This window comes from Chryseobacterium sp. IHB B 17019 (genome assembly GCF_001456155.1).
Classification (GTDB): Bacteria; Bacteroidota; Bacteroidia; order Flavobacteriales; family Weeksellaceae; genus Chryseobacterium.
Genome location: NZ_CP013293.1, coordinates 2,187,767 through 2,201,362, shown reverse-complemented (window position 1 = coordinate 2,201,362; position 13,596 = coordinate 2,187,767). Strand labels below are relative to the sequence as shown.

The 13,596-nt window shown below is 37.7% G+C and carries 8 protein-coding genes; 2 read left to right on the top strand and 6 right to left on the bottom strand.

Translation table 11 applies throughout. The annotated features are described in order from the left end of the window. Positions 1-28: 28 nt before the first annotated feature. Positions 29-940 (bottom strand): DMT family transporter, encoded by a 912-nt coding sequence (locus ATE47_RS10120; RefSeq protein ID WP_062161858.1) that lies wholly within the window; start codon positions 938-940, stop codon positions 29-31. A 147-nt stretch (positions 941-1,087) separates the two neighbouring features. On the opposite strand from ATE47_RS10120, the gene purE reads away from it, so the two are divergent. Further along, positions 1,088-1,591 (top strand): 5-(carboxyamino)imidazole ribonucleotide mutase, encoded by a 504-nt coding sequence (gene purE / locus ATE47_RS10115; RefSeq protein ID WP_062161857.1) that lies wholly within the window; start codon positions 1,088-1,090, stop codon positions 1,589-1,591. Positions 1,592-1,715: 124 nt separating this feature from the next. Here the strand turns inward: purE and ATE47_RS10110 are convergent, their stop codons facing one another. After that, positions 1,716-3,299: a BspA family leucine-rich repeat surface protein gene (locus ATE47_RS10110; protein WP_228376262.1), complete on the bottom strand. Its 1,584-nt coding sequence runs from the start codon at positions 3,297-3,299 to the stop codon at positions 1,716-1,718. Positions 3,300-3,699: 400 nt separating this feature from the next. Continuing rightward, positions 3,700-5,013, bottom strand: a complete 1,314-nt coding sequence (gene ahcY, locus ATE47_RS10105) for an adenosylhomocysteinase (RefSeq protein ID WP_062161855.1) — start codon at positions 5,011-5,013, stop codon at positions 3,700-3,702. A 54-nt stretch (positions 5,014-5,067) separates the two neighbouring features. On the opposite strand from ahcY, the gene ATE47_RS10100 reads away from it, so the two are divergent. Next, on the top strand, positions 5,068-5,682 hold the full coding sequence (locus tag ATE47_RS10100) for a 4'-phosphopantetheinyl transferase family protein (protein WP_062161854.1): 615 nt from the start codon (positions 5,068-5,070) through the stop codon (positions 5,680-5,682). A 23-nt stretch (positions 5,683-5,705) separates the two neighbouring features. Here the strand turns inward: ATE47_RS10100 and ATE47_RS10095 are convergent, their stop codons facing one another. The 3 genes from ATE47_RS10095 to porU form a co-directional block, all read right to left on the bottom strand. Then, positions 5,706-7,970 (bottom strand): FUSC family protein, encoded by a 2,265-nt coding sequence (locus ATE47_RS10095; protein ID WP_062161853.1) that lies wholly within the window; start codon positions 7,968-7,970, stop codon positions 5,706-5,708. A 471-nt stretch (positions 7,971-8,441) separates the two neighbouring features. Next, on the bottom strand, positions 8,442-9,605 hold the full coding sequence (gene porV, locus ATE47_RS10090; protein WP_027380612.1) for a type IX secretion system outer membrane channel protein PorV: 1,164 nt from the start codon (positions 9,603-9,605) through the stop codon (positions 8,442-8,444). A gap of 60 nt (positions 9,606-9,665) precedes the next feature. Next, a complete protein-coding gene (gene porU / locus ATE47_RS10085; RefSeq protein WP_062161852.1) occupies positions 9,666-13,565 on the bottom strand; it encodes a type IX secretion system sortase PorU in 3,900 nt (1,299 codons plus the stop codon). Positions 13,566-13,596: the final 31 nt, after the last annotated feature.

Here is a 13,596-nt window from a genome sequence, read left to right as displayed (position 1 = left end):
CTGAATGGCAGTCTTTTTAGTTTTTAAATTAAATTTTTTCAATTCTCTGTTTTTTAAACATTTCCCTGTTGTAATTAATTACAAATACCCCAAAGATAATCAAAGCTGCAGCAATAATGAATTTGGTTGAAATTTCTTCATTCAAGATCAGCCAGCTTAGAAATATAGAAATAATTGTATTGACATAAGCTAGAATGGAAACCTGTACCGGAGAAACCTTGGTTAAAGCATAATGATACGCAAAAAAAGCCGCCACAGAACCGAAAACCGCAAGATAAAGCATGGCTGAAACACTCTTTAACGTCCAATTTCCAAAGTTGTAGTTTTCTGAAAACGCAAAAGCAAAGATGATCTGCAATATTCCTGCAAAAATAAACTGATAGAAAAGGTTGAGTGTGATATTATAACTTTGAACACTTAATTTTTTAGTGAAAATGGTTCCCGATGCCCAGCCTGCAATCGCGATGAATAAAAATATAATTCCCATCGCATATTCAGGGTTTTTAAGATCGTGGATACCGTCCCAAAAAATAAAAAGAATCCCGCTGAAACACATTGAAACTCCTATCAATGCCCTTATACTGAACTTTTGCAAACCCATTGCAACGCTTCCCAAAAAGATGAGTATCGGCGAGCAGGCACTTATTAAGGACGTTAAACTACTGGTAACGGTTTCTTCTGCAACGGTGGTCATTCCGTTGGCCACGACAAGCATTAACAATGATGTGATCAGCTGATAAGATAAATTTTTCCATCCGATCCATTTGAATTGTTTCCTGTAAAGAAGAACCAAAAGCATAATAATTCCCGCCAGAAACTGCCGGATTCCCGCCACAAACCAGGCCGGAATAGATTCTACCGCAATACGGATTGATAGAAATGTTGTTCCCCAAACGATAGCAACTGTGAGGATCGCCAGAGTAAGCTTATAATCTTTCAAAATATAAAATGTATGAACAAAAGTATTTACTTTAAAACAAACTCAATGGATACAGTTTTCAGAGTTCTTAAGGTAACAGAACAACTTTTGCGCCTTTTTGCATTTCACTCTATTAATTTTTATCTTTGAGCATCTAATAATAGAAGAATGGTAGGAATTATTATGGGAAGTCAGAGTGACTTACCGATCATGGAACAGGCTGCGAATTTTTTAAAATCTTTAGACATCCCGTATGAACTGACGGTTGTTTCAGCGCACAGGACACCGGAGAGAATGTTTGATTATGCCAAAACAGCAAAGGAGAGAGGTCTGAAAGTAATCGTTGCCGGAGCAGGAGGAGCGGCTCATCTTCCGGGAATGGTGGCAAGCTGTACGACTCTGCCCGTGATTGGGGTTCCGATTTTGTCCAGTAATTCTATCGATGGTTGGGATTCCGTTTTGTCAATTCTTCAGATGCCGGGTGGAATTCCGGTAGCTACAGTTGCTCTAAACGGAGCTTTGAATGCAGGAATTTTAGCAGCAAAAATCTTAGGAAGTGCAGACGAAAAAGTTGCCGAAAATCTTCAAAAATATCAGGATTCCCTGAAAGATAAGGTATTGGGAACGGTGGATGATATTAAAGCGAATCATCCGAACGGATATGATAAATAATATAATGGTCAATGGCGAAAAGTCAATTGTCAATTTTTTAATTTAAGAATTGGAGTGAAACATATTGACAATTCCACAATTCACAAAAAAGCCCCACAAAACGTGAGGCTTTTTTTAATTATTTTCATTTCTTAATAAACTTAAAATTCTCTACATTCCCTTTAGAAACAATCTGCAAAATATAATTTCCTTTAGGCAGTGCGCTTACATTAATCATTTCAGAGTCTGTTTTCCCACTATCGACAATTCTTCCGCTTGCATCAAGGATTTTAAAGCTTTGTGCATCATGCATGTCTTCAATATGAATGTTATCCTGTGCAGGATTTGGATAAATTGATCTTTTTTTTCTTAAACCAACTTCAGAAGCAGCGAGGATACAGCTTCCGGGAACATCCCCGTTGAAGCTCCAGCCTTTACTTATTAAAATATTCCTTTTGTTGACTGCATTTGTGGCATACTGTAAAGGAATAACAAAACCCATATCTACATTATTAGCAGTATTGGGATTGTCTGCCCATCCTACTAAAGTTTTGCTGTAATTTTCACAGCTAAGGCCGGAATTACTTAAAAAACCCGAAGCTTCGTTCAAGACGGCCAGGTTCCAGCTTGCAAGAGATTGGTTGAAACTGCTTGCTCCTGTAAACATCATGTCTGTACGTGTAGTTTTGGTAAGGTCCCAGGTATCTAAATTCTGATTAAAGGATGTACACCCATGAAATATGTGCCCAAAATTGACAACATTAGAAGTATTCCAGATTTTCAAAGACTGATTGAAAACCGGAATGAAATGAAACATAAAGGACATATCTGTTACTTTAGAAGTATCCCAGCTGTCGAGTCTCTGGTTGAATTTTAAACAATTGGCAAACATCCAGGCCATATCCGTTGCATTGGAGGTATTCCAGGTGTTCAGAGGCTGATTGAAGTTTTTTCTTTTAAGAAACATACTGTTGAAGTTGATTGCCGCCGAAGTATTCCAGTTAGTGATATAAGGTGTGTCAAAATTGTCGATCCCGGCCGGATAATCACCCTCATGGGCAAACATAAATTTGAAGTCCTGGATATGAGAGGTATCCCAATTCTGCATTGAAGGTGCCCCCAAAAAATTATGAGCATTGAAAAACATAAAGGCAGCATCGGTAACATTACTCAGATCGGGAGAATCTATTGCTGTAAGCTGCATAAGCCGGCAGTTGCTAAAGGCGCTGTTCATCGATTCCCAGCTGATATTTCCCCATTGTTCTATTTCAAGAATTTTATCTGCACTTCCATAGATGGTCCACATCGGATAAAGGTTATCGGGAAGTGTAATAATGGTTGGCACTCCGAATCTTATCTGTCTGAAAACTCCGTTTCCGTTGCTCACTTTTACTCTGTAAGTTGCCGAGGAAGCGTCATTTAAGGGGTTTCCGAAATCGATAAGAACCTGTGACGTTGAGGTGACATCTGTCATTGTTCCGTTATGCGATGGATAACCAACTTCTTCCCAGGTTATGGTATAATTTTCCCCGATTCCCGGAAACCAAATCTGATTGGAGGTTGCCTGAGACGGGGCATCAATATTTATCAGAGGCATCGTATGGGGAAGCCCTGGTTGCCATATTGTAATAAATTCGTTTTGCGCTTTCGTGATTTGGAATAGCAGAGAGCACAAGGCTAAGATTAAAAACTTTTTAAACATATTTGCTGAGGGTAATTTTTTATGCATATCAATATTTTGTGAAATAAGTATCACAAAAATAAGAAAATGAATAAAATTTTGAATAGTTTATTGAAATAAAAGAAAAATTTTAACAGAAATAAATTCGTAGAAGCTATAAATAATCTAAGCTTGGGTAGGGAATAAAGATTATATCGGCTGGAAGATGGAGGCAGGGGGGCTAGAGGTTACTGTTAGTCCGGTAATTTTTGAGTTTGTTATAAAAATTAATGAAATATCCTTTTAAATTAAGATGAAAAGGTAAGGATGTTGTTCTTTACGATCTTCATAACTTGCCTCTTCCAGCCTCAGCTTAATCTAATCAAACAAGAAATTCATCCTGAACTCAGGTTAAATAAAAAAACTCCCCAAAAAATGGAGAGTTTTATTTTTAGTAATACTAATTTATTTAGTATCTGTAATATTCCGGTTTGAAAGGACCTTTCACATCAACACCGATATATTTAGCTTGCTCGTCAGTAAGAGTTTCTAACTCTACCCCTAATTTTTTAAGGTGAAGAGCAGCCACTTTTTCATCCAAATGTTTAGGAAGCGTATAAACTTCGTTTCCGTATTTGTCTGAATGATTCCAAAGCTCGATTTGCGCTAAAGTCTGGTTTGAGAAAGAGTTTGACATTACGAAACTTGGGTGTCCTGTTGCACATCCTAAGTTTACCAGTCTTCCTTCTGCTAAGATAATGATCTCGTTTCCGTCTACGTTGTAAACATCTACCTGAGGTTTTACTTCATATTTTGTAGAACCGTAGTTGTCGTTCAACCAAGCCATATCGATTTCGTTGTCGAAGTGCCCGATGTTACAAACAATAGTCTTGTCCTTCATTTTTTTGAAGTGAGAACCTTGTACAATGTTGAAGTTTCCGGTTGTAGTGATGATGATATCTGCATTTTCGATTACAGTATCTAATTTCTTCACTTCGTAGCCTTCCATTGCAGCCTGTAAAGCACAGATCGGGTCAATTTCCGTAACGGTAACGATAGATCCGGCTCCTCTGAATGAAGCAGCAGTACCTTTACCTACGTCTCCGAATCCGCAAACGATTACTCTTTTACCTGCCAACATTATGTCGGTTGCTCTTCTTACAGCATCTACTGCAGATTCTCTACATCCGTATTTGTTGTCGAATTTAGATTTTGTTACAGAGTCATTTACGTTGATTGCAGGCATTACCAAAGTACCGTTCTGCATTCTTTCGTATAATCTGTGAACACCTGTTGTAGTTTCTTCAGAAAGACCTTTGATTTCTTTTGTTAATTCAGGGTATTTATCGAAAACCATGTTCGTTAAATCACCACCGTCATCAAGGATCATGTTCAGAGGTTTTTTATCTTCACCGAAGAATAAAGTCTGCTCAATACACCAGTCGAATTCTTCAGCATTCATACCTTTCCAGGCATAAACAGGGATTCCTGCAGCAGCAATAGCAGCAGCAGCGTGATCTTGTGTAGAGAAAATATTACAAGAAGACCAGGTAACTTCAGCTCCTAAAGCTACCAATGTCTCGATAAGCACAGCCGTTTGGATTGTCATGTGAAGACATCCCGCGATTCTTGCACCTTTAAGGGGTTGAGACGGTCCGTATTCTTCACGGATAGCCATCAAGCCTGGCATTTCAGCCTCTGCAAGATTGATTTCCTTTCTTCCCCATTCTGCAAGGGTAATGTCCTTTACTTTATAAGGAACGTATTGGGTTGTTGTTTCCATCTATCTGAAAAATTTTTCGCAAATTTACAAACTAATATTCTGACGACCAAAAATATGCCCCTTTATCGCGATTTTTCAGATGACAATGCCACGATTCTCGTATGGAAGTACGATGAAACCGAAGATTTGGATATCCACAAGCTTCTTGAGCCCGAAAATGCCGAGAAAGTAAAAGATTATCATCCCAAAAAACTATTGGAGGTTTTGATGGTGCGTAAGCTTTTAAAAGGCTTAAAACCACATTCAAAAATACTTTATAAAGATAGGGAGCCTTTTTTGTCGCCAAAAGATGCGGAAATATCCATTACGCATTCTTTTCCTTTTGCGGCAATCGCCATTTCTAAAAATAAAATAGGAATTGATATTGAAAAATTTACGCCTAAAATTTTAAGGGTTATTGATAAGTTTACGTACGAAAATGAAAGAGGCTTTATCCCTGAAAATAAAGCTGATACTTTCTATACAATCATCTGGAGTGTAAAAGAAAGCATGTACAAAATTCATCATTCCAAATATTGGTCTCTAAAGAAGAATTATGAAGTAAAACCTTTTGAATTAAAGCATCTTCACCACATCAGCTGCCGGGTTTATGACGATCAGTTTTCGGATGAATTCAGGGCGAGGGTGGAGTTTTTTGATGATTATTGCTTTACGATTGTTGAGGTTTAAAATTAAGACTAAGACTAAGCATCTTAATTATTTTTTTCTAATTTCTTAGATTCGTTTTTATAATTCTCAATTACCTTTCTCTGTTCTTTGGCAACATCGTAGATCAGCTCCAAAACATCATGAATATTTTTAAGCTCCGTTAAACGTGATATTTTATCCGGATCTCTCACATCGAGAGCTTCATTTTCCGTAAGCTCTAGTTTTCTTTTCATAATTAAATCTTCCAGTGAAGAGTCTTCCGGCTCGATACGGCTTTCCATATTTAATGTTTCATCAATCTTTTCACCATTCAGCAAATTGGAAACTTTCTGCATCTCGGCTTCAATTTTCCGGCTCCAGCTTTCAGCATCTATTTCGGGATATTTCTCATCGTCTTTTACGTATTGCGAAAGCGACGCAGTGTAAGCTGTAATAAGGTGTGAAGTGGCCACAAACTGATGAACCACCTCCAATTTTTTTCGCTGGTTTTTGGGTTCAGAGATCATCCTTTGAAAGTTGTCCGAAAGGTTGGCTAATGAAATAATAGCGTTTTTACGCTTAACTTTATATTCTTCAATGTCATATTCTTCATCCAGAAACTTGGAAATAACGCTTTGAAAATAAAGTAAATTAGATTCTGCAGATTTTTTCATTAAATCTAAATTCTGCGTGTGTTCCCAAACCGGAAGCACAATGTAGGCAACCAGTGAAGTGATGATTCCGGCAACGATGGTGTCGACAATACGGTCTTTAAAGATCACATTTATATTTCCAGGACTTAAAAAATTAAAACTCAGGAAAACATAAATCGTCATAAATAAAACCGCCCAGAAATAGCGTCCTTTCAAAAAGCTGAAACACATGACCATACTCAAAAGAAGAATGGCAAACAAAGCCTGGTTGACATGGATATAATGCAGGATTCCGTAAGCGATCACAGCTCCGGCAATAGTTCCGTACAATCGGAGAAGGTTTCGTTGCTTGGTAATAGAGTAGGCGGGCTTCAGAATCGCAACAATAGTAATCAAAATCCAGTAGGTATGACCAATTCCCAAAAATTGAAATAATGAAAAAGAATATCCTATTAACAAAGCTATGGTAATTCTCAGTGCGTGGCGGAATTGTGAAGATGAAAGAGAAATATTGTTTCTCAGAACCTGAAAGTTAAGTTTTTCTTCACTGGGCATGAACTTTTTTAAATCCAATCCTGTGGAAAGACTTTTTGCCAGCTTTACGTTTTGTGAAAAAACTTTATAGATCTCGATAATTTCTTTGGTAATTTCATTGATACGCATTAGGATTTGACGTAAAATCATGAAATTCTCAAAATTATCAGGTGAGATTTTCTTATTTCTAAGGTCGAAATAATAATGGTTTAAGCTTTTTAATTCTGCATCAAGATTAAACATAGGTTTAGCTCTTGTCCCTATCTGAAGGGAAATCCCGATATTGGTAATCTCCTCGGCAAGCAGGTTCAGATAATCATGGATGTGCACCAAAATCGTACTGTCTTCAAAACTTTGCTGAAGTTTTTGATAATCACTTTCGGAGGTCATGAGTTTTTCGTGAAGATCCATGGAGTTTAAGAACATCAGCATTAATAAACGACTCGTAGTTGTTGATTCGTTCACAATAGTCCTTGTTTTGAAAACAGTTTCGCGGGTTTCTTCCTGTAAATTTTTTATTTCAATCTGTTTTGCGATAACCTGTGTGGTCAGCTTGTCAAAGTCAGGGTTTTTCTGGTAATAATTGGCTTTAATTTTTAAAAATTCGGCTAATTGCAGGTAATTTTCCCCGATCATTTGGCTTGCAAGCTTATACGGCTGAATGGTGGTTACAATTAAGAATATTAGGAGAAACCAAATACATCCTCCTGCAAAAATCAACAGGCTTTTGAGGATATTGGCTCCGGTCAGATGTCCGTCAATAAAGATCGCGAGAACAACCAATGAGAGCGACCCGACTGCCGCTAATCTTTGTCCGTACACCCCGATTATAGAGAAAAATAGTCCGAAAACAATGATTTCCGCGAACACTAGGACTTTAATATTCATAACCAGACTGGCAATGAGCGCCACTAAAACGAAACAGAAAATAGCGAATATCAAAGCATTTCTTCTGCGGATGAAGGGTCCGGGCTGATCTGTGAGTGCTACGAAACTTGTTCCTAAGGGAAAGAGAAAGAATTCTTTTAAAATCCCGAAGTGGGCGAGAACCAAACATGGTAAAACAGTGGCTAGTGTAATCCTGATCGCAGAATATACATATTGACTGGTTACGAATTTTTTAAGCTCCGCCGAATAGTTCATACTGCAAAATTAGGTATTGAGAATAAAAAAAGCCTTATAAAAATAAGACTTTTGTGAACATATTTTTTATTATTAAAGTTTATTTAATGTGAATGGTGAATAGTTGGGGTGAATTGTCATTTTGCTTCGTAAGTGAATGGTGAATTTTAGCATTATTAAAATTGATAATGAAATTTATTGACAATTCACTCTTCAACCACCCCGTCAAAAATTCTTTTGAATTTTTGCCACCCCTCCAGAGGAGGGGAATTTGTTGTGTAAATTAATATTGACCATTCACTTGCGAAGCAAAATTCACCATTCATTTTTTAGCCCCGATAGTAACGGCATCCTTTTGGGTTGCGGGCGGAGCGAAGCGGAGCCCGTAACCCAAAAGATATAGTGGATAGCGGGAAAAAGCTCCTTAAAAAAGAATTGAAAACAAAAAAGCCCCATAAAATGGAGCTTTTTATTTATAAAGTATGTTGTTTCTTAATAATCTACATTAGACGTTTCATCACCAATGTTCCAGGTAAGACCGAAACGAAGGGTGTTATCCAAAGCTGTATTAATTTTAGACATATTGATCAGGTAAGAAATGTCAAGCCCGAAAGAACGGTATTTTAATCCGATACCTGCAGTGGCAAACTGTCTTGCTCCCTGCTCTTCACTTTCGTGGAAATAACCTCCTCTTACAGCGAATGCATTGTCATAAGAATATTCCAACGCTCCACTATACATGATAGAGTTTTTGTTTTTGAAAGATTTTCCAATACCTGCCATTACACCAACGTTTGGTACTTCGTAGATCGGCTGTCTTGTATTTGGGTCTGTTCCTACAAATTCTGATCCCGGAACCAAAATTTTGGATCCCTCAACACTTAACCCGATTCTGTTGACATCATCAAGATACATGTCGTAACCAACCCCTAATCTAGCCATGGTAGGAAGATAAGATCTTGATTCTTCGTTTCCTGTATAGTCTAGTTTCGGACCAAGGTTTTGTACTGCGAAACCTGCGTTCAGCTTACCGTCATATCCACCGAAGCTTGAGAACCTTGGAGATGTATAGTATCCTGAAACGTCTACTGCAAAAGAGTTTGCAGGCTTCAACGTAGTATCCGTGTTGAATCCTCCGGCTAAGTCTGAACGGATAAATCTACCCGTAACAGCCATTGAGTAAGAGTCTGAAAGTTTAAGACCGTATGCAACGTCAATAGAGAATTCGTTTGGTTTTGATGTACCCATTGAAGTTACTTCATTTCCTACTAATTGAGTCAAATCTACCTCACCCATATTGAAGTAATAGATACTCGCAGAGATGGTAGATCTTTCTTCCTGCCCTAAGAATTTATGGAACGCTCCATATAATAAAAACACATCATTGGTAAGTTTCCCCATGTAAGGTGTATAGTTTACCCCAACAGAAGAACTTGTTCTGCTAAAAGGATATTTCGCAGCATTCCAGAATTGTGAAAAAGCATCCGGAGAGGTTACTACACCTTGATCTCCCATACCTCCAGCTCTTGCATCTGGTGCGATTCTTAAAAAAGGAGCTCCGGTCAATACAGGTCTTACTAGGCTTAAGTCTTGAGAATAGCCTAAAAAGCCAGCACCTAATCCAATTCCTAAAAGCAGTTTAGTAGTTAAATTCATATGTTGTCTTTTATATATTATCAGTTTTTTATAATTATTATTACTATTATCGTTTTAAAATTATTTCAAAAGTACCATTTTTTCTACAGCTGTAGCACTTCCTTTGCATTTTTCTTGATTTTGACTTTTTGCAAATATCTTAAAAATATACGTACCTTTTGCAACTGTTGCCCCAAAATCATCTTTTCCATCCCATTCAATTGCCTGGCGTGGCGTTCTAAAGCCCTGTAGGAACGGTTCTGCAATCACAGGCTGAGATAAAGTTCTTACCAATTTTCCTGTAATCGTATAAATCTGAACATTTACATCTAAAATATCATCACAATTATGCTCAAAGTGGATGTATGTTTTATTTGTAAACGGATTCGGCCAGTTCAGCGGTCTGTTGATTACCAGGTGCTGATCTGCTTCATCCTTAACTTCAAAGTTTAACGTAGCAGTTGTCGAATTATTGTTTATATCCCAAACTTTAAATGTTAATTGATGTTGTCCTATTGCCAGATTTCTAAAAGGATACGTCACATTTCCTTTCTGATAATCTGCCAAACCAGGGTTTAAACATCCGTTTCCTTCTCCTGAAGCATAAAAATCATTCAATACGATGGTATTAATAATTTGACCGTCCAAATATACTGTAATATCGTGACCAATACCAGATCCTGTTGAATTAATTCCTGTATCATCTGTAACACAAGCCAATAGCATCGGATTTTGGTCTGTAATACCACCATCTGCAAAGTTGGTGTTATTCATGTATAATTTTACTTTTGGCGGCTCACTGTCGTTGATTCCGTTAGGGTTAATATCTCCTACCTGAACTGCCTGATTGTTGAATACATCAGAAGCTTTATTGTCTGCATATCCTAAAATCCTACCTTGCCCTACAGCATAATTAATATCTTTCGGAACATAGAATTCTACGGTAAAGACACCATTTACTGCCATTCCTGAAGCTTTTACAATCGCACTTCCTTCCTCGGTATATTGAAGAACAGGAGTAAGGCCGCCGTCGTTATTTAAAGTTTGTTTATTTAATCTTTTATCAAAAATATTAATAACAACTCTTCCGTTGAATGAGGTGTTAAGCGTTCCATCCGCTTTGTTGATATGTCCTTTTACTTTCACAAAATCCAATCCTCTGATCAATCCCGGAACCGGACTTTCTATGGCATCAATCGTTAATAATCTTTGTGGTCTGCTCAATTTCATGGCAGGATCTCCTAAGAAATTTACTTTTAAATGGTCTGTTGCTGCCCCTTTTTGTTTTTTAGCATTTAGGTGAGCATATCCTAACGTGTCGAAATCATCACTTGTCAGCTTGAAAATGCTCTGAGTATAAAGATTTGTAAAATCAATACCGTAGCCTACGTCAATTGCTCTACTTGAGGTAATCATCGTAGCAGGACCTCCTTGTTTTAGCTTAAGAAACTGTTCCCCAGCAGAAGCGGTGTCCGGCTCATCCCAAAGCGTAAATTCGCAGGTAATTGTTGATACAAACGGGAATCTGCTGTATACATTAGAGAAATTGTTGGAATTCTGCACTTCATCTAACGTAAGAACCCTTTCCTGAGCCCATCCGTTGATCCCTCCATGCCCGAAATAGAAAAGATACAAGCTGTTTCCGATGTCATTGGAAATGGCCTGGTTTACCTGTGGATATCTTTGTCCGCCCGCTGTACTTTGTCCCTGGAACGCATCCAGATATAGCTTTCTTACGTTGTATTCTCTTAAGTTTGTAGAAGAAGACTGTTCAAAAACTGTTGCCAACGTATTATTCATGACCGTATGGAAAGGTGTTCCTCCGTCATTATCATCATCCACCACGAAATCCAGCTTCATTCTCCACTCACCGAAAGGTGTAGACTGCCCGGACAAACTGTTGTAATAAGCCAGTGTTTTATCAATCATATTGCCCGCTTCTGTCGCATTGGCTGCGGGAAGTCTGCCCACCGGAAGATCCGGAATATTATTGGTGATGAATTCATTGGTCTGCGGTTTTGTCATTACAATATAATCATCCGTCACGAAAGATCTGATGAAATCCATTGATTCTTCACTCTGATAACTTGATACAACATTTGAGTTATTAGGAACCCTGTTTTTATAATCATAAGAAGTATCACCTAAAATAAATACATACTTTAAGGCTCCAAGCGGTGTATTCAGCTTAGTCACAAAGTCTCTGATCGCGGTAAGATCCCTGCTTCCGCTGCCAAATTCATTATAAATTTTATCAGTGTCTATAATCTGTACATTAAAGCTGTTTTTTGTTTGATGGTAATTGGCAATTCTCTGAGCCTGTCCCATCATCTCGGGAGTTGTAATAATCAGATAATCTACATTTTGCAGTGCAGAAAGGTTCTGATTGTTAATTCTCCCTACAAACTGAGGGCTGTAAGCTGCATCTGCTTTAAAGGCCACAAATTCATTATTAAAGCTTGGATCTGAAGCGGTATAAGCAAAATTGAAAGTTGTATTTCCTGCCGCTTTATTCACCCTTCTGTTGGCGTTTGTAATATCTGTAACGTCCCAGATTTGCTCTGCTGTTGAAGCATTAGACAAGCTGAAGCCGTATGTTGTATTGCTTCCGCTTACCAAAGAAAAGTCCCTGAAATTCATCTGGGTTCCATTGAAATTCAAATTGTCTTTATACTGAACTTCAAGATAATCTACGTAAAAATTCCCGTTGGGATTTACCGTGATACTTGGTTTAAGATTAAAAGTAATCTGGCTTCCGCTCAATCCTGTAAGCGTTCCTGAATATCTTACCGGATAAAAATCATTAGAACCACTTGCACCGGCAGGAGGAATAACTACCGTAAGAGGGTTTTGATTGTTAATATCAAAAGTAATACTGTTTTGCTGGGATTTATACGCAACCACCTGAGTCCTGTACCTGATCACGTCTCCACCCTGAATGGCAGAGGCTGTCGTGAAACTTACCGCTTTATCCGTAGTGAAAGGAGTATCTTCCACCCATATTCTCCCGACTTTCATCAGGTTTTTTTGGTCGTTGTTAATGACCTGATAGTTGTCATATCTCGTAATTAAAGGCGTTGTCGGCAGGTTTATATCAACCGGCTGAACCCTTTTTCCCGGACCTTTATCGAAATTAATATAATAATATGAAAAATCTTCATAAATATTTTTTAAGTTTTCACTTCTGTCATTTCTGGTATCAATTCTTTTGTAACCATTTCCATTGGATGTATTGTAAAGATTGTACCCGTTCGGACCCTGGGCGTAAAATAATGCATAATCATTATCATTCCAGACCCCATCATCTTCACCCACCACCTGAATGGCATTTTCCTGAAGGGCGCTATATTTTATATCCTGATTGTATTCCGGAAGCATAACTCCTCCGTTACCATAAATCCTGAAGTTTTTAGGGTTTACGGAAGAAGGATTAATGCCGTTATCCTGCAAAAACTGTCTTGTGATTTTAAAGATACCGGATTTGTCAACCTTTATTTTATAAAAATTTCCTGCAGATAGAGGATTGGTCGTAGTTCCTACTTTTAAAGGACTTCCGATAATGTTGGAGGCATTGGTCTCGGAAATCTCAAATGAAGATAACCTCTGGACTTTTCCCTTAATATTTTTAAATAAGGCCACATTAATACTTGCATATTTTTCACCATCCAAGTAATAATAAGCAACATCTTTAATCTCATAATCAGGAAGAAGGTCCTTGCTCATTTCAAATAGATCCCTGCTGGACACGGTTTCCCATACAGGATTAGAAACTTTTAATTGCTTTTCCCCAATTTTTTGTTTAGTAGTTATAAAAATGTTATTTTGGCTGAATGAAAATCCCTGATTTTTAAAATGCGGGAGAGTCAGTTTTGTATCACCAAAGTCTTGAATTTTAGAACCATCCCATTCGATGTTTATTCTTTGAGCCCAAATTGTTGATACAAAACAAATTAGAAATAAAAGCGCGATTTTTTGTTTCATGTTTATTTTTGAAATTTCTGAATTACAAAAT

Excerpts from the sequence above, each read along its gene's own strand:
- ATE47_RS10110 (WP_228376262.1), bottom strand. The coding sequence starts at position 3,299 with ATGCATAAAAAATTACCCTCAGCAAATATGTTTAAAAAGTTTTTAATC.
- ahcY (WP_062161855.1), bottom strand. The coding sequence starts at position 5,013 with ATGGAAACAACAACCCAATACGTTCCTTATAAAGTAAAGGACATTACC.
- porU (WP_062161852.1), bottom strand. The coding sequence starts at position 13,565 with ATGAAACAAAAAATCGCGCTTTTATTTCTAATTTGTTTTGTATCAACA.
- porV (WP_027380612.1), bottom strand. The coding sequence starts at position 9,605 with ATGAATTTAACTACTAAACTGCTTTTAGGAATTGGATTAGGTGCTGGC.
- purE (WP_062161857.1), top strand. The coding sequence starts at position 1,088 with ATGGTAGGAATTATTATGGGAAGTCAGAGTGACTTACCGATCATGGAA.
- ATE47_RS10100 (WP_062161854.1), top strand. The coding sequence starts at position 5,068 with ATGCCCCTTTATCGCGATTTTTCAGATGACAATGCCACGATTCTCGTA.
- ATE47_RS10095 (WP_062161853.1), bottom strand. The coding sequence starts at position 7,970 with ATGAACTATTCGGCGGAGCTTAAAAAATTCGTAACCAGTCAATATGTA.